Source organism: Nocardia sp. NPDC057353, assembly GCF_042667085.1.
Lineage (GTDB): Bacteria > Actinomycetota > Actinomycetes > Mycobacteriales > Mycobacteriaceae > Nocardia.
The window spans coordinates 94,287-114,223 of the sequence record NZ_JBHVAK010000014.1 but is presented as its reverse complement, the minus strand read 5'-3'; the positions used below and the strand labels follow the sequence as shown (position 1 = coordinate 114,223).

Annotated in this window: 19 protein-coding genes; 14 read left to right on the top strand and 5 right to left on the bottom strand. The window is 71.4% G+C overall.

Annotated features, from left to right (window positions below; all coding sequences use genetic code 11):
* Positions 1 to 66 precede the first annotated feature (66 nt).
* The 4 genes from ACFUUZ_RS10145 to ACFUUZ_RS10130 are packed head-to-tail and all read right to left on the bottom strand — an operon-like array spanning position 67 to position 3,975.
* Entirely contained in the window at positions 67 to 1,191 is a 1,125-nt protein-coding gene (locus tag ACFUUZ_RS10145; RefSeq protein ID WP_378694524.1) for an acyl-CoA dehydrogenase family protein, read from the bottom strand.
* Positions 1,192 to 1,194: 3 nt separating this feature from the next.
* A complete protein-coding gene (locus ACFUUZ_RS10140; RefSeq protein ID WP_378694523.1) occupies positions 1,195 to 2,358 on the bottom strand; it encodes an acyl-CoA dehydrogenase family protein in 1,164 nt (387 codons plus the stop codon).
* Positions 2,355 to 2,771 carry a nuclear transport factor 2 family protein gene (locus ACFUUZ_RS10135; RefSeq protein ID WP_378694521.1) on the bottom strand — a complete coding sequence of 139 codons (417 nt, stop codon included), beginning with the start codon at positions 2,769 to 2,771 and terminating at the stop codon, positions 2,355 to 2,357. The genes ACFUUZ_RS10140 and ACFUUZ_RS10135 overlap by 4 nt, the downstream gene beginning before the upstream one ends.
* Positions 2,758 to 3,975 (bottom strand): amidohydrolase family protein, encoded by a 1,218-nt coding sequence (locus ACFUUZ_RS10130; RefSeq protein WP_378694518.1) that lies wholly within the window; start codon positions 3,973 to 3,975, stop codon positions 2,758 to 2,760. The genes ACFUUZ_RS10135 and ACFUUZ_RS10130 overlap by 14 nt, the downstream gene beginning before the upstream one ends.
* Positions 3,976 to 4,193: 218 nt before the next feature.
* On the opposite strand from ACFUUZ_RS10130, the gene ACFUUZ_RS10125 reads away from it, so the two are divergent.
* The 13 genes from ACFUUZ_RS10125 to ACFUUZ_RS10065 all read left to right on the top strand — a co-directional run bounded on the left by ACFUUZ_RS10125 (position 4,194) and on the right by ACFUUZ_RS10065 (position 17,999).
* Complete coding sequence (locus ACFUUZ_RS10125) at positions 4,194 to 5,579, top strand: ABC transporter substrate-binding protein (RefSeq protein WP_378694516.1); 1,386 nt, start codon at positions 4,194 to 4,196, stop codon at positions 5,577 to 5,579.
* A 7-nt stretch (positions 5,580 to 5,586) separates the two neighbouring features.
* Positions 5,587 to 7,710: an ABC transporter permease gene (locus ACFUUZ_RS10120; protein ID WP_378694514.1), complete on the top strand. Its 2,124-nt coding sequence runs from the start codon at positions 5,587 to 5,589 to the stop codon at positions 7,708 to 7,710.
* On the top strand, positions 7,688 to 8,401 hold the full coding sequence (locus tag ACFUUZ_RS10115) for an ABC transporter ATP-binding protein (protein ID WP_378694512.1): 714 nt from the start codon (positions 7,688 to 7,690) through the stop codon (positions 8,399 to 8,401). The genes ACFUUZ_RS10120 and ACFUUZ_RS10115 overlap by 23 nt, the downstream gene beginning before the upstream one ends.
* Complete coding sequence (locus ACFUUZ_RS10110; RefSeq protein ID WP_378694510.1) at positions 8,398 to 9,141, top strand: ABC transporter ATP-binding protein; 744 nt, start codon at positions 8,398 to 8,400, stop codon at positions 9,139 to 9,141. The genes ACFUUZ_RS10115 and ACFUUZ_RS10110 overlap by 4 nt, the downstream gene beginning before the upstream one ends.
* Positions 9,138 to 9,521 (top strand): hypothetical protein, encoded by a 384-nt coding sequence (locus tag ACFUUZ_RS10105; protein ID WP_378694508.1) that lies wholly within the window; start codon positions 9,138 to 9,140, stop codon positions 9,519 to 9,521. The genes ACFUUZ_RS10110 and ACFUUZ_RS10105 overlap by 4 nt, the downstream gene beginning before the upstream one ends.
* Before the next feature lie 196 nt (positions 9,522 to 9,717).
* Positions 9,718 to 10,884: an acyl-CoA dehydrogenase family protein gene (locus tag ACFUUZ_RS10100; RefSeq protein ID WP_378694526.1), complete on the top strand. Its 1,167-nt coding sequence runs from the start codon at positions 9,718 to 9,720 to the stop codon at positions 10,882 to 10,884.
* Complete coding sequence (locus ACFUUZ_RS10095) at positions 10,884 to 11,648, top strand: SDR family NAD(P)-dependent oxidoreductase (protein WP_378694506.1); 765 nt, start codon at positions 10,884 to 10,886, stop codon at positions 11,646 to 11,648. Before ACFUUZ_RS10100 ends, ACFUUZ_RS10095 begins: the two co-directional genes overlap by 1 nt.
* Positions 11,648 to 12,964 (top strand): CaiB/BaiF CoA transferase family protein, encoded by a 1,317-nt coding sequence (locus ACFUUZ_RS10090; RefSeq protein ID WP_378694504.1) that lies wholly within the window; start codon positions 11,648 to 11,650, stop codon positions 12,962 to 12,964. The genes ACFUUZ_RS10095 and ACFUUZ_RS10090 overlap by 1 nt, the downstream gene beginning before the upstream one ends.
* A 68-nt stretch (positions 12,965 to 13,032) precedes the next feature.
* Positions 13,033 to 13,869, top strand: a complete 837-nt coding sequence (locus ACFUUZ_RS10085) for an enoyl-CoA hydratase/isomerase family protein (RefSeq protein WP_378694503.1) — start codon at positions 13,033 to 13,035, stop codon at positions 13,867 to 13,869.
* Positions 13,870 to 13,872: 3 nt separating this feature from the next.
* Positions 13,873 to 15,006 (top strand): thiolase family protein, encoded by a 1,134-nt coding sequence (locus tag ACFUUZ_RS10080; protein ID WP_378694502.1) that lies wholly within the window; start codon positions 13,873 to 13,875, stop codon positions 15,004 to 15,006.
* Positions 15,007 to 15,009: 3 nt separating this feature from the next.
* Positions 15,010 to 16,161 (top strand): acyl-CoA dehydrogenase family protein, encoded by a 1,152-nt coding sequence (locus tag ACFUUZ_RS10075; RefSeq protein WP_378694501.1) that lies wholly within the window; start codon positions 15,010 to 15,012, stop codon positions 16,159 to 16,161.
* A 193-nt stretch (positions 16,162 to 16,354) separates the two neighbouring features.
* Entirely contained in the window at positions 16,355 to 17,677 is a 1,323-nt protein-coding gene (locus tag ACFUUZ_RS10070) for an SRPBCC family protein (protein ID WP_378694499.1), read from the top strand.
* The gene (locus ACFUUZ_RS10065; protein WP_233017267.1) at positions 17,670 to 17,999 is read left to right on the top strand and encodes a hypothetical protein; all 330 of its coding nucleotides are present in this window, start codon (positions 17,670 to 17,672) and stop codon (positions 17,997 to 17,999) included. The genes ACFUUZ_RS10070 and ACFUUZ_RS10065 overlap by 8 nt, the downstream gene beginning before the upstream one ends.
* Here the strand turns inward: ACFUUZ_RS10065 and ACFUUZ_RS10060 are convergent.
* A complete protein-coding gene (locus ACFUUZ_RS10060; protein ID WP_378694497.1) occupies positions 17,996 to 19,045 on the bottom strand; it encodes an alpha/beta fold hydrolase in 1,050 nt (349 codons plus the stop codon). The two genes, ACFUUZ_RS10065 and ACFUUZ_RS10060, sit on opposite strands and share 4 nt — an antisense overlap.
* 167 nt (positions 19,046 to 19,212) lie before the next feature.
* Between ACFUUZ_RS10060 and ACFUUZ_RS10055 the strand changes: the two genes are divergently transcribed.
* Complete coding sequence (locus ACFUUZ_RS10055; RefSeq protein WP_378694495.1) at positions 19,213 to 19,836, top strand: class I SAM-dependent methyltransferase; 624 nt, start codon at positions 19,213 to 19,215, stop codon at positions 19,834 to 19,836.
* Positions 19,837 to 19,937 lie beyond the last annotated feature (101 nt).

Genomic DNA, 19,937 nt, shown 5'->3' with positions numbered 1-19,937 from the left:
GTGCACCGGTGCGGGCGCGCGCGACGCCGATCGCCGCCGGGCGGGCTCGGCGGCGATCGGCGTGGGTCAGAGCTGGGCGAGCCGCGGTGCCGCGCCCGCCTTTCGGATGTGCGCGCCCGCCGCGCGGGTGAGTTCCGCTGAGCTTCCGAGCAATCCGTCCAGCACGAGGGTGCGGCGCACGTGCCCCTGCAGAGCGTGCTCGGCGGTGAAGCCGATCCCGCCGAGCACCTGCTGGCAGTGCCTGGCCGCGGTGAACCCCGCCTGTCCCGCCGCGGCCTTCGCCAGCAGTGCGGCGTGCGCCGCCGCCGTGGCCGGGTCGAGGCCGTGCGCCGCGGGCGCGGCGGGGTCGTCTGCTGTGGGCGCCGCGGGGCCGTGTGCTGTGGGCGCGGCGGGGCCGTGTGCTGTGGGCGCGGCGGGGCCGTGTGCCGTGGGCGCGGCGGGGCCGCCGGGCCGGGAGGCGTCGTGCGCCGCGTGGCCTGCGTGCCGGGCGGCTTCGGCCGCCTCGTCGGCGACGAGCAGCGCGGCTTCGGCGCCGTCGAGGGCGACCAGGGTCTCGGCCAGGCGGTGCCGGACGGCTTGGAACGAGGCGAGCGGGCGCCCGAACTGGGTGCGCTCCAGCACGTGCGTGCGGGCCAGCGCCAGCATGGCGTGGCCGGTGCCGAGCAGCCACCAGCCGAGCGCGCGGCGCCCCTCGGCGAGCGCGTGCGCGGGCAGCGTCGTCCCCGCCGCGGCCGCGCGCAGCGGCAGCGCCTCGTCGACCGAGCCCACGCTGCTTGCGCTCGGCTCGCGCCGGTCGGTGCTGCTTGCGCCGGGCTCGCGCAGGGCGGCGCTGCTTGCGCCCGGCTCGCGCAGGGCGGCGCCGGTCTCGCCCTGGCCGTGCCCGTTCGCCCTGTCGTCCGCCGGGGGCGGAGTTCCTGCCCACTCCACCCACCGCCCGCCCGCGAAGGGCAGGGCCGTGGGCGTAGCGCCCGCGTGCCGGAGTACGTCGAGCAGGAGCGGGCCGTGCGAACCGGTCTCGCCGAGTAACCGGAAGACCAGCGGCACGGCGAGCTCCGGCGCGTCGGCGAGCAGTTCGGGCCAGCCGAGTTCGCCGAGCGCGGTGACCAGTTCCGGCCCGGCGGCGCGGAGCATGGTGCGGCGCACCGTGTCGGTCAGCATTGCCACTTCGGCGGTGTCGAGAGCCGAGCTCACGGCTCACTCCTTCCCGAGGTCGAGCAGGCGGCGGGCGATGATGTTGCGCTGGATCTCGGCGGTGCCGCCGTAGATCGTCGCCGCCCTGGAGTAGAGGAACTCGGTGCGCCACGGCCCGTCGTCCAGCTCGACCGCGCCGGGCAGCAGGTCCCGCGCGGTGTCGAAGAGGCGCTGCTCGGCGGTGGCGAGCAGCACCTTGTCGATCGAGGTCTCCGGCCCGAGCTTGGCGCCTGCGGCGAGCCTGCGCTGGGTGCCGAGCGAGCGGCTGCGCACGGTGTGCAGGGCGAGGTAGGCGGCGCCGAGCGCGGCGTCGTCGGGTTGCGTGGTCTGCTCGAGCACCTGGTCGAGGCGGGTGCAGAGGTACGCGATGCGGTGCCAGAAGCAGGTGGAGCGCTCGTGCGGGAGCAGGTCCATGGCGACCCGCCAGCCGTCACCGGGGGCGCCGAGCATGCGCGCGCCGGGAACGACCACGTCGTCGAAGAAGACCTCGGCGAACTCGTCGACGCCGTGCATGGTGCGCAGTGGGCGGACGGTGATGCCGGGGGAGTCCATATCCACGAAGAAGGCGGTGATCCCGTCGTGGCCGGGCCCGGTGCGGGTGAGCAGGACGCAGCGGGCGGCGTACTGCGCCAGGCTGGTCCAGACCTTCTGCCCGGAGACGACCCAGTTCTCCCCGTCGGGAACGGCTTTCGTGCTGAGCGAGGCGAGGTCGCTGCCGGAGCCGGGCTCGGAGAAGCCCTGGCACCACTGCTCCCGGCCGGAGAGCAGCAGCGGCACCATCTCCGCGGCCAGCTCGGGGCGGGCGTAGGAGATCATGGTCGGCGCCAGCACCTCGATCATGGACCAGATGCCGGGCTCGGCCAGGTCGCGGGTGGCGATCTCCTCGCCGAGCACGGCGCGCAGCGCGGCGGGGCCGCCCAGCCCGCCCACCTCGGCCGGCCAGCCGTAGCGGATCCAGCCCGCGTCGAAGAGCGCGCTCCGCACCCGCAGCAGCTGCGCCACCTGGCCGTCGAGGGAGTGGTCCGCATCGGGGGAGAGGTCGTGCTGCGCCAGCCAGGCGCGCAGCGCCGAGCGGAACTCCGCGACACCCCGGTCGCCCGCGAAGTCCGCTCCCGCCGTATCGCCGTCCGCCGCCGAACCCGCGGCCGACCTCGCGTCAGCGCTCATCCCTTGGAGCGCTCGAAGGCGTGCGGGATCCCGGAATCGTGATCCCCGCTGCGTCGGATGAAGGTCATCCGCCGCGTCTTGATCCGCCACCCGTCCGCGGTGCGCACCAGCGCGTCGGTGTAGTACCCGATGCGCATGTCGTGCGTGCTCTGGTCGATGAAGCAGAGCGGCTGGGTGCCTTCCGCGGTGTCGCCGTCGATCTCCAGCACCGGCAGCCCGGTCAGGAAGAGCCCCTTGGGCGCCGCCGCGACCAGGTCGGGGAAGAGGTCGAGGGTGTAGGTGTCGCCGAAGGCGCTGTAGCTGCCGTCCGGCGTGAACACCGCGAGCAGCCCCTCGATGTCGCCCTTGGTGATGGTCACCGCGTAGCGGGCCAGCGTCTGCTGGATCTCCAGCAGGTCGTCACTTCTGGACATGGATCTTTCCGCCCTTCATCACGAAACGCACGTCCCTGGTGTGCGTGATGTCCTCGATCGGGTCACCGGGGACACCGATCACGTCGGCCAGCAACCCCTCGGCGAGCCGCCCGCGGTCCTCGACGCCGATCAGCTCGGCGCCCCGGATCGTGGCCGCGCGCAGCACGTCCACCGCGGGCAGCCCGCGCTCCACCAGCGCCACCAGCTCGTCGGCATTGCGGCCGTGCGGGATCGCGGGTGCGTCGGTGCCGACGGCGATCTTCACCCCGGCCTTGTACGCGGCCAGCACCGAGGTGCGGGCCTTGGGGAACATGAGCGCGGCCTTGGCCAGCAGCTCCGGCTCGGCGTGCGACATGTCCATGGCATCGGCGAGCCGGGTGGTCGGCACCAGCCAGGTGCCGTGCTCGACCATGAGGTCGATGGCCTCGTCATCGATGAGGAAGCCGTGCTCGATGCAGTCGATACCGGCCGCGACGGCGTGCTTGACCGCCTCCGCGCCGTGCGTGTGCGCGGCGACCTTGAGTCCGCGCCGGTGCGCCTCGTCCACGATGGCGCGCAGCTCCTCGTCCGAGTAGTGCTGCGCCCCCGGCGCCCCGGTGAGCGACATGACCCCGCCGGAGACGCAGATCTTGATCAGCTGCGCGCCGTGCTTGATCTGGTAGCGCACCGCCTTGCGCACCTCGTCCACGCCGTTGGCGAGCCCCTCCTCGACGGTCAGCTTGAGCACGTCGGGGGCGAAGGCGGCGAACATGGTCGGGTCCAGGTGCCCGCCGGTGGGGGTGATGGCGTGCCCGGCGGGCACGATCCGCGGCCCCTCGATCCAGCCCTGGTCGATGGCCTTGCCGAGCGCGACGTCGAGCAGGTAGCCGCCGGTCTTGACGAAGAGCCCGAGGTTGCGCACCGTGGTGAACCCCGCGCGCAGCGTGCGCCTGGCGTTGCCGACCGCGCGCAGCACCCGCAGCGCCGGGTCGTCCTTCACGCTGGAGGAGAGCCCGGTCTCGCCGCGCCCTCCCATCAGCAGGTTGACCTCCATGTCCAGCAGGCCGGGCAGCAGCACCAGGTCGCCGAGGTCGACGACCTCGCCGGTCACCGGCCCCCCGACGCCGACGATGCGGTCACCCTCGATGTGCAGGATGCCGGGCCGGACGATCTCGCCGGAATCGACGTCGAGCAGCCCGGCCGCCTTCAGCGTCAGCGCTGTCATCGGCGGCACCTTCCTTCCCAGCTAGGAGAATTACGTTCTCAAATATCAACTAGTAGATTTCCATGCAGGCCGGGCCCTGTCAACGCCGGGTCGGGCCCGCGGTCGCCCGGTCGGGGCGCGTGCATGATGCATAGTGGCACTCTCCCGAAACCAGATATTGATTATCCAAATCTGAGAAGATAGTTTCCGTTGCAGTGCAGCGGCAGAGGAGGACCACGGTGAAACCGCAGCGAACAGTCGTCGCCCTGATGGCGATCGCGCTCCTGATAGCGGGGTGCGGTCGCGAAGGCGGCTCCCGCGAGGAGACCTCGACCGGCGGCGGCAACGCCCCGGCGGCCTCCGGTGACTTCGGCACCCTGACCGATGTCTGCAAGCCGGGCGATCCAGGGGCCTCGTCGGCCCAGGGCGTCACCGACACCGAGATCGAGATCGGCGTCTTCTCCGATATCGGCTTCACCAAGAATCCCGACTTCGTCGACGCCGCCAAGGTCTTCACCTCCTGGTGCAACGCCGCGGGCGGCATCAACGGCCGCAAGATCAGCACCAACCTGCGCGACGCCAAGCTCATGGAGGTGCGCCAGCGCATGCTGGAGGCCTGTCGCGAGGACTTCTTCCTGGTCGGCGGGAGCGCCGCGCTGGACGGGCTGGGCGTCAAGGACCGGCTGAACTGCCTGCTGCCGGAGTTCCCGGCGCAGGTCACCCAGACCGCGAACACCGGCTCGGACCTGCAGCTGAACGCCGGGTCCACCATGTCGGAGAACGTGAACCCCTACACCGGCTTCCAGGACTGGCTGATCAACACCGCCTACCCGGACTCCAAGGGCGCGATCGGCATGATCAACGGCGACAACCCGATCACCAAGGTGATGGGCGAGAAGCTCACCGAGTCGCTGAAGGCCGCGGGCGCGACCATCACCTACAGCGACCTGTACCCGATCTCCGGCGTCCCGGACTGGACCCCCTACGCGCAGGCGATCAAGGCCGCGAACGTGAAGGGGCTCATCTTCTTTGGCGAGTTCCGCTACCTCGCCAAGCTGGAAGAGGTCCTGACCAGCATGAACTACAAGCTGGACTGGATCGACGCGAACTCCAACTCGTACAACGAGATCTTCCTGGACGCCGCCAAGACCTCGCTCGGCTACCAGAACAACCTGGCGGACCTGACCGACACCGCGCCGCTCTCGGCCGCCGACAAGCTGCCCGCGGTGCAGCAGCTGAAGGATTTGTACGCGGAGTACTCGCCGGACAGTGACATCACCTTCCAGGGGCTCAAGGCCTTCGGCGCCTGGCTGCTCTTCGCCAAGTCCGCCACCGCCTGCGGCGACGACCTGACCCGCGCCTGCGTCTACAACACCGCGGCGAAGGAGACGGAGTGGACCGGCGGCGGGCTGCAGGCCCCCGTCGACCTCTCCAAGCCGTTCGCCGAGCAGCCGCGCTGCTTCAACGTGCAGCGGGCGACCCCGGAGGGGTGGCAGGCCGCGGACTTCGGCCCGAACACCGATGGCGTCTTCAACTGCGGCTTCACGCCGTACCGGTACACCGCCGACTTCGGCAAGCCGACGACCCTCGCCGACGTCGGCAAGAGCCTCGCCGATCTGAAGTGATGCCCTGATGGAGCAGTTCCTCGCGTTCGGGATCGTCGGTCTCAGCACCGCGGCGATCTATGCCGTGATCGGCAGCGGACTGGTGCTCACCTACACCACGACCGGCGTGTTCAACTTCGCGCACGGCGCGGCGGGCATGGTCTCGGCGTTCGTGTACTGGCAGCTCTCGGTGGGCTGGGGCTGGCCGGTGCCGCTGGCCCTCGCCGCCGTGCTGCTGGTCTTCGCCCCCGGGTTCGGGTTGCTCTTCGGCAAGGCGCTCGCGCCGACCCAGGGGCTCGGCGACGCCGAGAAACTGGTGATGACGATCGCGCTGCTGAGCGGGCTCATCGTGCTGGCCCGCTGGGTCTGGAACCCGAACGAGTCCCGCTCGCTGCCGCGGTTCTTCGCGGACAAGCCCTCGATCGACCTCGGGGTGGTGACGCTCACCTGGCACCAGGCGCTCACCATGCTGGTGGCGGTGGCCGTGGCGATCGGGCTGCGGATCCTGCTGTACCGCAGCCGGACCGGCGCCGAGATGCGGGCCACCGTCGATGACCGCGCGCTGGTCGGGCTGACCGGCGCCGACCCGCGCAAGGCCAACCGGATCGCCTGGATCCTCGGCATCGAGCTGGCCGCCATCGGCGGCATCCTGATCGCGCCGACGGTCACGCTGGACGCCGCGCAGCTCTCGCTGCTCATCGTCTCCGCCTACACCGCCGCCATCTTCGGCAGGCTGCGCAACCTGCCGATGGTCTTCTTCGGCGCGGTCGTGGTCGGGCTGCTGGAGAGCTACCTGACCGGGTACCTGCCGCAGAACGAGTACCTGCCCGGGCTCCGGCTGGCGGCGCCCGCGCTGCTGCTCTTCCTGGCGCTGCTGGTGTTCCCGCACGGCAGGCTGCGCGGGCGGGACCGCAAGCTCGGCGCGGTGCCGCTGCCCAGCCTGGGCGGCTCGGCGGCCTTCGCCGCGGCGGTCGTGGTGCTCGGGCTCATGCTCGCGAGCATGCTCAGCGAGCCGGACATGATCACCTACGGCGCCATGTTCGCCTGGGGCATGATCGCGCTCTCCTACGTGCCGCTGCTCGGCTTCGCCGGGCAGATCTCGCTCTGCCAACTCAGCCTGGCCGGGATCGGCGCGGTGGCCTACGGGCACCTCGGGCCGGACGGCCAGTGGTGGGCGCTGCTCGCCGCCATGGGCATCGCCGGGGTGGTCGGGGCGGTGATCGCGATCCCGGCGCTGCGGCTCTCCGGCGTCTACATGGCGCTGGCGACCGCCGCCTTCGCGGTGATCCTGGACCGCTGGATCTTCACGCTGCCCTCGTTCGAACTGCTCGGGGTGCGGATCTCGCTCTTCGACCAGGGCTCGGTCTCCATCGTCGGCCCCGACCTGTTCGGGCTGAAGATCGAGACCACCGGCGGGATCACGGTGTTCGCCGCGGTCTGCCTCGCGGTCGTCGGCTTCGGCGTCGCGCTGCTGCGGCGCAGCAGGTTCGGCCGCAGGCTGATCGCGCTGCGCGACAGCGAGGCCGCCTACGCCACGCTCGGCGGCAACCTGCTGGCGGCGCGGGTGCTGGTCTTCGCGCTCGCCGCGGCCATCGCCGGGCTGGGCGGCGCGCTCTACGGCATGCAGGTCAGCGCGGTGGCGCCGGAGCAGTTCAACCTGGTGGCCGGGTTGCCGATCTTCCTGATCGTCACCATCGCCGGGCTGGGCGCGGTCGGCGCCGGGCTCTTCACCGGCCTGGTCTTCGCCGGGCCGCTGAACGTCATCCCGGTGCTCTGGCCGGGGCTGCTCAACCTCGCGCAGGTGCTGCCCGCGCTCGGCGGCATCCTCTTCGGCGGCGGCATGCTCAAGGACGGCGCGATCGTCCCGATGCGCCGCGAGTGGTTCCCGATGCTGCGCGACCGGCTGGTCGCCCCGGTGCTGATCGCCGTGATCCTCGGGCTGTGGGGGCTGCGGCTGCTGGAGACCATCGACGGCTGGGAGTTCACCGGCGGCGTGGTGCTCGCGCTGATCGCCGCCCGGGTCTGGCACAGCTCGCGCGCCAGGCCCGCGCCGGACCCGAGCGTGGTCCCGGTCGAGTGGTGGGGCGTGAAACGGCCGTTCACGACCGAGGACGAGGAGGTGCTCGACCGTGCCGTCACTACTGGAAGTTGACGACGTGACCGTGGTGTTCGGCGGCAACCGGGCGCTGGACGGCGCCGGGCTGCGCGCCGAGCGCGGCGCGGTCACCGGGCTGATCGGGCCGAACGGCGCGGGCAAGAGCACGTTGTTCGACGTGATCTGCGGCCTGCGCAACCCGACCACCGGCACCGTCGCTATCGGCGGCAGGGACGTCACCCGGCTCGGCCCCGCGCGCCGCGCCAGGCACGGGCTGGCCAGGACGTTCCAGCGGCTCGAGCTCTTCGGCAGGCTGAGCGTGCGGGACAACCTGCTGGTCGCCGCGGAGCTGGGCCCGGCCCGGCGCAAGGCGGCGCAGGTCGTCACCGAGATCATCGAGCGGCTCGCGCTGCACCACGTCGCGGACCACTCCGCCGACGAGCTGCCGACCGGCACCGCGCGGCTGGTCGAGGTCGGGCGGGCCATCGCGGCCAGGCCGCAGCTCATCCTGCTGGACGAGCCCGCCGCGGGCCAGGACCACACCGAGACCGACCGCTTCGCCGGGCTGCTCCGCTCGCTCGCCGACGACGGCACCGCGGTGCTCCTGGTCGAGCACGACATGGGGCTGGTCATGAACGTCTGCGACGAGCTCTACGTGCTCGACCTCGGGAAGATCATCGCCTCCGGTCCGCCGTCGGTGATCCGCTCGGACGCCTCGGTCCTCGCCGCCTACCTGGGGGAAGTATGACCACCGCGAAGGCGCTGCCGCGCAATGGCTCCGCCCCGCTGCTCGCGCTGGACGGCATCAAGGCCGCCTACGACGCCATCACCGTGCTGCACGGCGTCGACCTCGAGGTGCGGGCCGGACAGGTGGTCGCGCTGCTCGGGCCGAACGGCGCGGGCAAGACCACCGCGCTCAGCGTCGTCTCCGGCACGCATCCGGCCGCCGCGGGCAGGCTGCTGCTCGGCGGCCGCGACGTCACCGGTGCCGACCCGCGCGACCTGGCCAGGGCGGGCGTCTGCCTGATCCCGGAGGGGCGCGGCGTCTTCCCGAACCTCACCGTGCGGGACAACCTGCTCATGATGACCTTCACCGGCCGCCCGCGCGCCGAGATCGAGGAGATCGCGTTCAGCCGCTTCCCGATCCTCGGCGAGCGCGCGAACCAGCTGGCGGGCACCATGTCCGGCGGCGAGCAGCAGATGCTGGCGCTGGCCCGCGGCCTGGCCACCGACCCGGCGGTGCTGTTGCTGGACGAGCTCTCCATGGGGCTGGCGCCGCTGGTGGTCGGCAGGCTCTACGACGAGGTCGCCGAGATCGCCAGGCAGGGCGTCGCGGTGCTGGTGGTCGAGCAGTTCGCCGCCGCAGTCCTCGACATCGCCGACCACGCCGCGGTGCTCGTCCGCGGCCGCGTGGTGCGCCAGGGCCACCCGGACGACGGAATCCGCAACGAATTGGCCGCCCTCTACCTAGGAAGTCACACCCCATGACCGAAACCCGCGCCGACCGCTTCGTCCGCGAACTGCAGGAACTCAAGATCCCCGACCCGGCCGCGGGCCGCAGCGGCCTGTGGCTGCGCACCGGCGTCGCGCTCATGGTGCTCGGCCTCGCCGTCGCGGTGATCTCCTACTTCCTCTCGCACGGCACCACCGACCCGCTGGCGCAGCGCGACGCCATCACGCTCGCGCTCGGCGGGGTGGCCGGGACCATCGTGGGCTCCGCGCTCTTCCTGCGCTATTCGATCACCAACTTCCTCCGCTTCTGGCTGGCTCGGCAGTCCTACGACCTGGACGCGCTCGGGCAGCGGGTGGCGGGGGAGACGCGCCTCGACGATGCGGCGCCGACGCCGGTGAACTCGGCGTCGCACTGACCCCCGGGTGCCACGGCACCGGGGCGACCCGCGCTCGTCCGCGCGCACCCGCCTCGACTGGGGAGGCAGCAGGGTGTCGCGCCGGATGGACGATCGCCGGTCGAAGCCGCCGGTACGGGAGGATGGATCGGCCTCCCGTGCCGGCGTGCGTTCGACCGCATGACGTGAGAACTGGAGGTGCACAGTGTCCGAAGGCATGAACTTCGACCTGTCCGAGGATCAGGAACTGATCCGGTCGTCCGTGGCCGAGCTGTGCCGCAAATTCGACGACCAGTACTGGATGGAGAAGGACCGGGCGCACGAATTCCCCACGGAGTTCTACGAAGCCGTCGCGAGCGGCGGCTGGCTCGGCATCACCATCCCGGAGGAGTACGGCGGCCACGGCCTCGGCATCACCGAGGCGACGCTGCTGGCCGAGGAGGTGTCGCGCTCCGGCGGCGGCATGAACGCCGCCAGCTCGATCCACATGTCGATCTTCGGCATGCACCCGGTGGTGGTGCACGGCTCCGAGGAGCTGAAGCAGCGCACGCTGCCCCGGATCGCCGCGGGCGACCTGCACGTCTGCTTCGGCGTCACCGAACCCGGCGCCGGGCTGGACACCCCGCGGATCACCACCTCGGCCAAGCGCGACGGCGACCACTACGTGATCAACGGCCGCAAGGTCTGGATCTCCAAGGCGCTGGAGTCGGAGAAGATCCTGCTGCTCACCCGCACCACGCCGTACAGCGAGGTGAGCAAGAAGACCGACGGCATGACGCTGTTCCTCACCGACCTGAACCGCGACCACGTCGACATCCGGCCGATCGCCAAGATGGGCCGCAACGCGGTGAGCTCCAACGAGGTCTTCATCGATGACCTGCGGGTCCCGGTCGCGGACCGGGTGGGCGAGGAGGGGCAGGGCTTCAAGTACCTGCTCGACGGGCTGAACCCGGAGCGCATGCTGATCGCCGCCGAAGCGCTCGGCCTCGGCCGGGTCGCGCTGGACCGTGCCGCCAGGTACGCCAAGGAGCGGGTGGTCTTCGACCGGCCGATCGGGCAGAACCAGGGCATCCAGTTCCCGCTCGCCGACTCGCTGGCGCACCTGGACGCCGCCGAGCTCATGCTCCGCAAGGCCACCTGGCGCTACGACAACGGCAAACCCTGCGGCCGCGAGGCGAACACGGCCAAGTACCTGTGCGCGGACGCGGGCTTCACCGCCGCCGACCGCGCGCTGCAGACCCACGGCGGCATGGGGTACTCGGAGGAGTATCACGTCTCCCGCTACTTCCGGGAGGCGCGCGTCATGCGGATCGCCCCCGTGAGCCAAGAAATGATCTTGAACTACCTGGGCACGCACGGCCTGGGACTGCCGAGGAGCTACTGATGGCGCAGCGCAACCTGTTCGACCTCACCGGCCGCTCGGCCCTGGTGACCGGCGCCGCGGGCGGCATCGGCTCGGCGGTGGCCGAGGCGCTGGCCGCCGCGGGCGCCGCGGTGCTGGTGACCGACCTGGACGGCGCCGCGGCCGCCGCCGTCGCGGAGAAGATCACCGGCAACGGCGGGACGGCGGCGGGCTTCGCCCTGAACGTCACCGACCGGGACGCCGCGGGCGAGGCGGGGGAGCGCGCCGCCGCGCTGACCGGCGGCACGCTCAATATCGTGGTGAACAACGCGGGCGTCACCGCGCCCGCCATGTTCAAGGACACCACCGCCGATTCGGTGCGGCAGCTCTTCGAGATCCACGCGCTCGGCACGGTGAACGTCACCCAGGGGGCGCTGCCCTTCCTGGCCACCGACGGCACCGGCCGGGTCATCAACGTGACCTCCGCGGCCGGGCTCGTCGGCACGCTGGGGCAGGTCAACTACTCCGCGGCGAAGGCCGCCATCATCGGCATCACCAAGTCGCTGGCGAAGGAGTTCGCGCGCAAGCAGATCCTGGTGAACGCGCTGGCCCCGCTGGCGGCGACGCCCATGACGAAGACCATCCGCACCGACGACCGCTTCGCCCCGCAGATGCTGGACCGGATCCTGCTGCGCCGCTGGGCCGAGCCGGAGGAGGTCGCGGGCGCCTTCGTCTTCCTGGCCTCGGATGCCGCGTCGTTCATCACCGGGCAGGTGCTGCCGGTGGACGGTGGCACGGTGATCTGATGGGGCCGCTCGCGGGCGTCACCGTCGTCGCGCTGGAGCAGGCGGTCTCGGCGCCCATGTGCACCCGCACGCTCGCCGACTTCGGGGCGCGGGTGATCAAGGTGGAGAACCCGGCGGGCGGGGATTTCGCCCGGCACTACGACGACGTCGTGCTCGGCCAGGCCGCGCACTTCGTCTGGGTGAACCGGGGGAAGGAGTCGGTCGCCCTCGACCTCAAGTCCGAGGCGGGCGTCGCCGTGCTGCACCGGCTGCTGAGCCGGGCCGACGTGCTGGTCTCGAACCTGGCGCCGGGCGCGGTCGGGCGGCTCGGGCTGTCCTCGGCCGAGCTGGCGGAAAAGTACCCGGAGCTGATCTCGGTGGAGATCGACGGGTTCGGCGCCGGGGGGCCGCTGTCGCACAAGCGGGCGTACGACCTGCTCGTGCAGGCGGAGTCCGGGGTGTGCGCGGTGACCGGCACCGCCGATGCGCCCGCCAAACCCGGGCCGCCCATGGCCGACGTCACCACAGGTCTGTATGCCGCGCTGTCCATCCTCGCCGCGCTCTACGAGCGGGACCGGGTGCGAGCGGCGCCGAGCGGCGGGGCAGGCGGGCTCGCGGCATCCGGCAGCGTGGCGGGGTCCGACGACACCGGGCGCGGGATCGCGGGAAGCGGCCGGGGCGGGGGCCCGCGGCCCGGGGCGAGTATCGCCGTGAGCCTCTTCGACACGATGGCCGAGATGATGGGGTACCACCTGACCTACGCCAGGCACTCCGGCATCGACCAGCTGCCGCTGGGGATGAGCTCGCCCGCGGTCGCCCCGTACGGCGCGTACCCCACCCGCGACGGCCGCACCGTCGTCCTCGGCACCACCAACGACCGCGAATGGCAGCGCCTCGCCACCGCGATCCTGGACCGCCCCGACCTCGCCGCCGACGACCGCTTCCGCACCAACCCCGGCCGCACCCGCCACCGCGCGGAACTGGACGAGGCCATAGCCGACTGGTGCGCCCGGCACGATCTCGCCGACATCCAGCGGATCGCCGACGCAGCCGGAATCGGCAACTCGCAGTACAACCGCCCCAGCGAGGTCCTGAACCACCCACAGCTGGTCGAGCGCGACCGCTGGCGCGAAATCACCACCCCCGCGGGACCCATCCCCTCCCTGCTACCGCCCGCCATCCTCTCCGGCTTCGACCCGCCCATGAACCCGGTCCCGGGGTTGGGGGAGCACACCGACGCGGTCCTCACCGAACTCGGCTACGCCGCGCCGGAGATCGCCACCCTCCGCTCCTCGTCGGTAATCGGCGGCGCCACCCCCGCCGAGGCCATCCCATGACCCGCCGGGAATCCCCGCTCGATCCCGAGCCGAAAGGCGAGGGATCGGGCAATGACAAACAGGCCGCCGTGGCGGCTGACCGCACATCCGGACGCGATAGCACCGTCCTGCTGACCGACGACCACAACGGCGTCCGCACCCTCACCTTGAACCGCCCGCACCGCAGAAACGCCATCGACGCCGAACTCTGGGCAGCCCTGGCCGATGCCTTCCGCGACGTCGCGAAGGACCGCTCGGTCCGAGCCCTGGTCATCCAGGGCGCGGGCAAAGCCTTCTGCTCCGGCGCCGACATCTCCGTCCCGGACAACGCCCACCCCGTCTACCGCATGCGCGCCCTCACGGACGTGGCGGTGCTGCTGCACGAACTCCCGCTCCCGACCGTCGCCAAGGTCACCGGCCCGGCGATCGGCGCGGGTTGGAACCTGGCGCTCGGCTGCGACCTCGTGGTGGCCGCCGAATCCGCGACCTTCGCCCAGGTCTTCACCAAGCGCGGCCTGACGATGGACCTCGGCGGCTCCTGGCTGCTCCCCAGACTCGCGGGCATGCAGCAGGCCAAACGCCTGACCCTGCTCGCCGAGACCATCGACGCCACTGAGGCGAAAGCGCTCGACCTCGTCACCTGGGTCGTCCCCGACGACGAGATCGACCCGTTCACCGACGATCTCGCCGCCAGACTGGCCGCGGGCCCGCCGGTGGCGCTCGCCCAGACCAAAGCCCTCCTGCACGAGGGCGCCGACACCACCCTGCGCCAGGCCCTCAGCGCCGAGGCCCGCGCCCAGGGCCTCAATTTCGCCACGGCGGACGCCCCCGAGGCCTTCGCCGCCTTCGCCGAACGCCGGGAGCCGCGATTCACCGGCCGGTGGACCATCCACCGCCCGCCGATCCGTCCCGAGAACGGGAGCTGAACCATGCCAGAGGTAGTCATCGCCGGAGCGGTCCGCACCGCCGTCGGCAAACGCAACGGCGGCCTGGCCGGGGTGCACCCGGCCGACCTCTCCGCCGTCGTGCTCACCGCGCTCGCCGAGCGCACCGGGCTCGACCCGGCCCTGGTCGACGACGTGATCTGGGGCTGCGTCTCCCAGGTCGGCGATCAGTCCAGCAATATCGGCCGGTACTCGGTGCTGGCCGCGGGCTGGCCGGAGAGCATTCCGGGCACCACGGTGAACCGCGCCTGCGGCTCGTCCCAGCAGGCACTGGACTTCGCCGCGCAGGCCGTGCTCTCTGGGCAGCAGGACGTGGTCGTCGCCGGTGGCGTGGAGTCCATGAGCCGGGTTCCGCTCGGCGCGGCCAAGGCGGGCGGCGCCCCCTATGGCCCGCGAGCCCTGGCCCGGTACAACGACTTCGAGTTCAACCAGGGCATCGGCGCCGAGCTGATCGCCGAGAAGTGGGGCTTCGACCGCACCCGGCTCGACGAGTTCTCCGTGCTCTCGCACGAACGCGCCGCCGCCGCCCAGGACGCAGGCGCCTTCACCGACCAGATCGTCCCGGTCGACGGCGTGCACGCCGACGAGGGCATCCGCCGCGGCAGCACCGTCGAGAAGCTGGCCGGGTTGAAACCGGCCTTCCGCGAGGACGGCGTGATCCACGCGGGCAACTCCTCGCAGATCTCCGACGGCGCCGCCGCCCTGCTGCTCACCACCCCGGAGAAGGCCCGCGAACTCGGCCTCACTCCGCTGGCCCGGTACCGCGCGGGCGCGGTGGCGGGCTCGGACCCGGTGCTCATGCTCACCGGCCCCATCCCGGCCACCGAGAAGGTGCTCCGCAAAACGGGATTGAGCATCGGCGAGATCGGCGTCTTCGAGGTGAACGAGGCCTTCGCCCCGGTCCCGCTGGCCTGGATCGCCGAGACCGGCGCCGACCCGGCGCTGGTCAACCCGCTCGGCGGCGCCATCGCACTCGGCCACCCGCTCGGCGGCTCCGGCGCCGTGCTCATGACCCGCATGCTGCACCACATGCGCGACAACGGCATCCGCTACGGCCTGCAGACCATGTGCGAGGGCGGCGGCACCGCCAACGCCACCGTCGTCGAGCTGGTGGGCTGACCCGTGCGCCGCGACCTCTTCACCCCCGACCACGAATCCTTCCGCGAGCTGGTCCGCACCTTCGTGGAGAAGCAGGTGGTGCCGAACTACGTCGGCTGGGAGAAGGACGGCAAGCTGCCGCGCGAGCTCTTCGCCGAGATGGGCGAGCTCGGCATGCTCGGCATCGCGCTGCCCGAGGAGCACGGCGGGGCCGGGCTGCGCGACTACCGGTACAACGTGATCCTGCAGGAGGAGGCGTACCGGGCGCAGGTCACGCTGGGTACGGTCCGCACCCAGCTGGACGTCATCCTGCCGTACTTCCTGGAGTACGCGAACGCCGAACAGCGGGCGCGCTGGTTCCCCGGGCTGGCGAACGGCACCCTGCTCACCGCTGTCGCGATGACCGAACCCGGCACCGGCTCCGACCTCGCCGGGATGCGCACCAGCGCGGTCCGCGACGGCGACGAGTACGTGCTGAACGGCGCCAAGACCTTCATCACCGGCGGCCTCCTCGCCGACCTGGTCATCGTGGTCGCCCGCACCTCGACCGACCCGGAGAACCGCCGCGCCGGGCTCACCCTGCTGGTGGTCGAGGACGGCATGCCCGGCTTCGAGCGCGGCCGCATGCTGGAGAAGATGGGCTGCAAGGTGCAGGACACCATGGAGCTCTCCTTCACCGACGTCCGCGTCCCGGCCCGCAACCGGCTCGGCGAGGAGGGCGCCGCCTTCGGCTACCTCGGCCACAACCTGCCGCAGGAGCGGCTCACCGTCGCCGTCGGCTCGGTGGCCCAGGCCCGCGCCGCCATCGCCGCCACCGTCGACTACACGAAGGAGCGCAAGGCCTTCGGCACCCCGGTCGCCTCGTTCCAGAACACCAAGTTCGAGCTGGCCGCCATGAGCGCCGAGGTCGAGGCGGCGCAGACCATGGTCGACCGGGCCGTGCTCGACCTGGTGGACGGCGTGCTCTCCGGCGCCGACGCCGCCAGGGTCAAGCTGTTCTGCACCGAGACGCAGGCCAGGGTCGTCGACCGCTGCCTACAGCTCTTCGGCGGCTACGGCTACATGCTGGAGTACCCGATCGCCCGGCTCTACACCGACGCCCGCGTGGCCCGGATCTACGCCGGGACCAGCGAGGTCATGAAGATGATCGTCGCGCGCGACCTCGGGCTGAAGTAGCTCCGCGCGCCGGAACAGCCGGTCGGGCCCACCCCAGCGGGAGGGGTCCCGATCGGCCCTTCGGCATGTCCGGGGCACGGCGGCCGCATCGGATGTTGACGATTTCCGCACGGAGTGGAAGTCTGTTGTTCGGATATGAGAATGCTATTCTCATAGCGGAGACGGCCACTGCCCGTACTAGAGGAGACCGACAATGCCTTTCTTCCCGAAGCCCGAGGCGGGTACCTGGACCGAGAACTGGCCCGAACTGGGGACCGCTCCGGTCAACTACGAGGACTCGATCGACCCCGAGCACTGGCTGCTGGAGCAGCAGGCCATCTTCAAGAAGACCTGGCTGCAGATGGGCCGGGTGGAGCTGCTGCCGAAGAAGGGCAGCTACGTCACCCGCGAGCTGCCATCGGCCGGGCCCGGTGTCTCGCTGATCATCGTCAAGGACACCGACAATGTGGTGCGCGCCTTCTACAACCTGTGCAGGCACCGCGGCAACAAGCTGGTGTGGAGCGACTACCCCGGCGAAGAGGTCGAGGGCACCTGCCGCCAGTTCACCTGCAAGTACCACGCCTGGCGGTACAGCCTGAAGGGCGACCTGACCTTCGTGCAGCAGGAGGGCGAGTTCTTCGACCTGGACAAGAACCAGTACGGCCTGGTCCCGGTGCGCTGCGAGGTCTGGGAGGGGTTCATCTTCGTCAACCTCGACGACAACGCGGTGCCGCTGAAGGAGTACCTGGGCGAGTTCGGCGAGGGGCTCGAGGGCTACCCGTTCCACGAGATGACCGAGCACTACAGCTACCGCTCGGAGATCAACGCCAACTGGAAGCTCTTCATCGACGCCTTCACCGAGTTCTACCACGCGCCGATCCTGCACATGAAGCAGGCGGAGCGGGAGGAGGCGGAGAAGCTGGCCAAGTTCGGCTTCGAGGCGCTCGCCTACGACATCAAGGGCGACCACTCCATGGTCTCGTCCTGGGGCGGCATGTCGCCGCCGAAGGACCTGAACATGGTCAAGCCGATCGAGCGGATCCTGCACAGCGGGCTCTTCGGGCCGTGGGACCGGCCGGACATCAAGGGCATCCTGCCCGACGAGCTGCCGCCCGCCATCAACCCCGGCAGGCACAAGTCATGGGGCACCGACTCCTTCGAGTTCTTCCCCAACTTCACCCTGCTGTTCTGGGCGCCGGGCTGGTACCTCACCTACAACTACTGGCCGACCGCCGTCGACAAGCACATCTTCGAGGCCGACCTGTACTTCGTCCCGCCGAAGAACCTGCGCGAGCGGCTCTCCCAGGAACTGGCCGCCGTCACCTTCAAGGAGTACGCCTTCCAGGACGCCAACACCCTGGAGGCCACGCAGACCCAGATCGGCACCAGGGTCGTCACCGACTTCCCGCTCTGCGACCAGGAGATCCTGCTCCGCCACCTGCACATGACCGCCCACCAGTACGTCGACCGCTACAAGGCCGAGCGCAACGGCACGGCCGCCGCCGCCACCAACGGGAAGGATCGCGCCAATGTCTAAGCTGCCCGAGGAATTCGCCGACCTGGAGCGGTTCAGCGACTGGTGCCTGCCGACCGAGGAGGAGCGCTACGCCAAGCGGCTGGCCTCCACCATGGACGAGATGCAGGAGCTCTACGACGCAGGCATGGCGCGGCTCGAGGACATCATGGTCTACGTCGACGCCCGCTTCCCGCTCGCCTCCATGCCGGACGACGCCAAGGCGCTGGTGCACCTCGGGCAGTCGGTCGTCATGGTGAGCTTCCCGATCGAGGTCTGGAAGCAGCCCCGCGTGCTGGACAGTGGGGCCGCCTACATCCAGCTCGTCAAGGAGCCGGTGGTCTAGGTACTCCGCAGCACCGCCGCGGCGGCGGCCCGGGAACGGACGCCGAGTTTGGTGCGGGCGTTGGCGATGTGGCGGTGCACGGTGTGTGGGCTCAGCACCAGCCGCTCACCGATCTGGGCGTCGGTGAGGCCCGCGGCGACCAGGCGCAGGATCTCGCGTTCCCGCTCGGTGAGGGCATCCGGGCCGGGCGGGGCGGGGCGAGAGCGGACGGGGTGACCGAGGCCGCGCAGGGTGGCGTCGGCGACCGCGGTGGCGTCGCCGCGCCACGGGAAGTGGTCCTCCCCGGCCAGCTCGACGAACTCGGCGCGGCGGAGCCGTTTCGCCACGTCGACGCCGAGCGCGAACGGGACGGCACGGTCGCGGCGCCGGTGCAGCACCGTGGTCGGCACCGTCAGCGCCGCGAGATCGGCGGTGGCGTCGATGTCGTAGGTGGCGGCGAGCGAGCGCGCCGCCTGTTCGGCGGTGGCGGACAGCCGCTGGAACTGGGCGAAACGCTCGCGCTCGGCATTGCTCGCGCCGGGTGTGAAGATATCGGCGAGCAGCCGCGATCCGAGCCCCCAGTGCGCGCGGATCGCGTCCACCATGGCGCGGCGGGCGCCCTCCGGCGCGATATCGGCGCCGCGGGCGAACGCCCCGTACAGCACCATGCGGTGCACCCGGCCCGGCCTGCGGGCGGCGAGCCCGGCGGCGACGGCGGCGCCGGAGGAGGCGCCGACCACGGCGAGCCGGTCCAGGTCGAGCGCGTCGACCAGGTCGGTGGTCACCGCGATCTCGCCCTCCAGGTCGAGCTGGGCGCCGCCGACCCCGGAGGCGCCCCGCCCCGGCTGGTCGTAGCGGACGACGGTGAACCGCTCCGCGAGCCGCGACAGGTAGCCGCGGAACAGCGGGTCCTCCCAGTTCAGCGTCAGATGGCTGCACCACCAGCCGCCGACGAGCAGCGGCGGGCCGGAACCCACCGCCGAGTACGCGATATCGCCGCGGCTGGTCCGCAGGTGGCGGACGAGCTGGTCCTCGACGCGCAGCACGGCGTCCCCTTTCCCGGTCATCGCGGCAGCCGCGCCGGAGTGCGGATCAGGCGCGGTGTCGTGGTCGAAATCGTCATGGTTCGAGAATGGTGCGCCGGGGCGTCCCCGCGGATCACCCGGCCCGGCCATCCGGAATGGCCGGAACGGGCCATGCCGCCCAGCTGCTCCGGCGAGCACACTCGACAATCATGACGACCACCTTCGGCCAGCGCAGTTTCGCCCGCTGGTACCCCCGTTTCATGGACCGCGTCGAGCGCGCCGGTCAGGCCGAGATCCGCCGCGAGCAACTCGCCCTGGCCCGCGGCCGCGTCCTGGAGATCGGCGCGGGCAGCGGGTTGTCCCTCCCGCACTACCCGGATGAACTGGACGAACTGGTCCTGCTCGAACCCAATGCCGTGCTGCGTGCGCAGCTCGCCGCCCGCACCGACGGACCGGCCGCCCCGGTCACCGTCATCGACGGTGACGCGCACGCCCTCGACTTCCCGGACGCGAGCGTCGACACCGTCACCGCGTCACTGGTGTTCTGCTCCCTCGGCGACCCCGCTCGCGCGCTCGCCGAGGTGCACCGGGTGCTGCGGCCCGGCGGGCAGTTCCTCTTCCACGAGCACGTGCGGGGCAGCGGGGTGCGCGCGGTGTTCCAGGATCTGCTCACCCCGGTGCAGCGCCGCCTCGCCGACGGGTGTCACGCCAACCGCGATTTCGAATCCCTGCTGCGCGCCGCTCCTTTCACCGATATCGAGGTCGCCGCGCTGCGGATGCCGACCCGGCTGCCGACCATCGTGCCGCTGGTGGTGGGCACCGCGCGGGCGTGACTGCGCCGCCCGAGCCGAAGAATGTCATTCCAGACTTGGTCGGCCGCCGCGCTCGCGGGGGCGCCGACCGGGCCCGGTCGTGGCCGACCCTCCGGTCCATT

What these genes read in the sequence shown, in the direction of transcription:
- ACFUUZ_RS10095 (WP_378694506.1), top strand. Translation starts at nt 10,884, where the DNA reads ATGGCGCAGCGCAACCTGTTCGACCTCACCGGCCGCTCGGCCCTGGTG.
- ACFUUZ_RS10080 (WP_378694502.1), top strand. Translation starts at nt 13,873, where the DNA reads ATGCCAGAGGTAGTCATCGCCGGAGCGGTCCGCACCGCCGTCGGCAAA.
- ACFUUZ_RS10070 (WP_378694499.1), top strand. Translation starts at nt 16,355, where the DNA reads ATGCCTTTCTTCCCGAAGCCCGAGGCGGGTACCTGGACCGAGAACTGG.
- ACFUUZ_RS10110 (WP_378694510.1), top strand. Translation starts at nt 8,398, where the DNA reads ATGACCACCGCGAAGGCGCTGCCGCGCAATGGCTCCGCCCCGCTGCTC.
- ACFUUZ_RS10090 (WP_378694504.1), top strand. Translation starts at nt 11,648, where the DNA reads ATGGGGCCGCTCGCGGGCGTCACCGTCGTCGCGCTGGAGCAGGCGGTC.
- ACFUUZ_RS10135 (WP_378694521.1), bottom strand. Translation starts at nt 2,771, where the DNA reads ATGTCCAGAAGTGACGACCTGCTGGAGATCCAGCAGACGCTGGCCCGC.
- ACFUUZ_RS10130 (WP_378694518.1), bottom strand. Translation starts at nt 3,975, where the DNA reads ATGACAGCGCTGACGCTGAAGGCGGCCGGGCTGCTCGACGTCGATTCC.
- ACFUUZ_RS10140 (WP_378694523.1), bottom strand. Translation starts at nt 2,358, where the DNA reads ATGAGCGCTGACGCGAGGTCGGCCGCGGGTTCGGCGGCGGACGGCGAT.
- ACFUUZ_RS10065 (WP_233017267.1), top strand. Translation starts at nt 17,670, where the DNA reads ATGTCTAAGCTGCCCGAGGAATTCGCCGACCTGGAGCGGTTCAGCGAC.
- ACFUUZ_RS10060 (WP_378694497.1), bottom strand. Translation starts at nt 19,045, where the DNA reads ATGACCGGGAAAGGGGACGCCGTGCTGCGCGTCGAGGACCAGCTCGTC.
- ACFUUZ_RS10055 (WP_378694495.1), top strand. Translation starts at nt 19,213, where the DNA reads ATGACGACCACCTTCGGCCAGCGCAGTTTCGCCCGCTGGTACCCCCGT.
- ACFUUZ_RS10105 (WP_378694508.1), top strand. Translation starts at nt 9,138, where the DNA reads ATGACCGAAACCCGCGCCGACCGCTTCGTCCGCGAACTGCAGGAACTC.
- ACFUUZ_RS10120 (WP_378694514.1), top strand. Translation starts at nt 5,587, where the DNA reads ATGGAGCAGTTCCTCGCGTTCGGGATCGTCGGTCTCAGCACCGCGGCG.
- ACFUUZ_RS10100 (WP_378694526.1), top strand. Translation starts at nt 9,718, where the DNA reads ATGAACTTCGACCTGTCCGAGGATCAGGAACTGATCCGGTCGTCCGTG.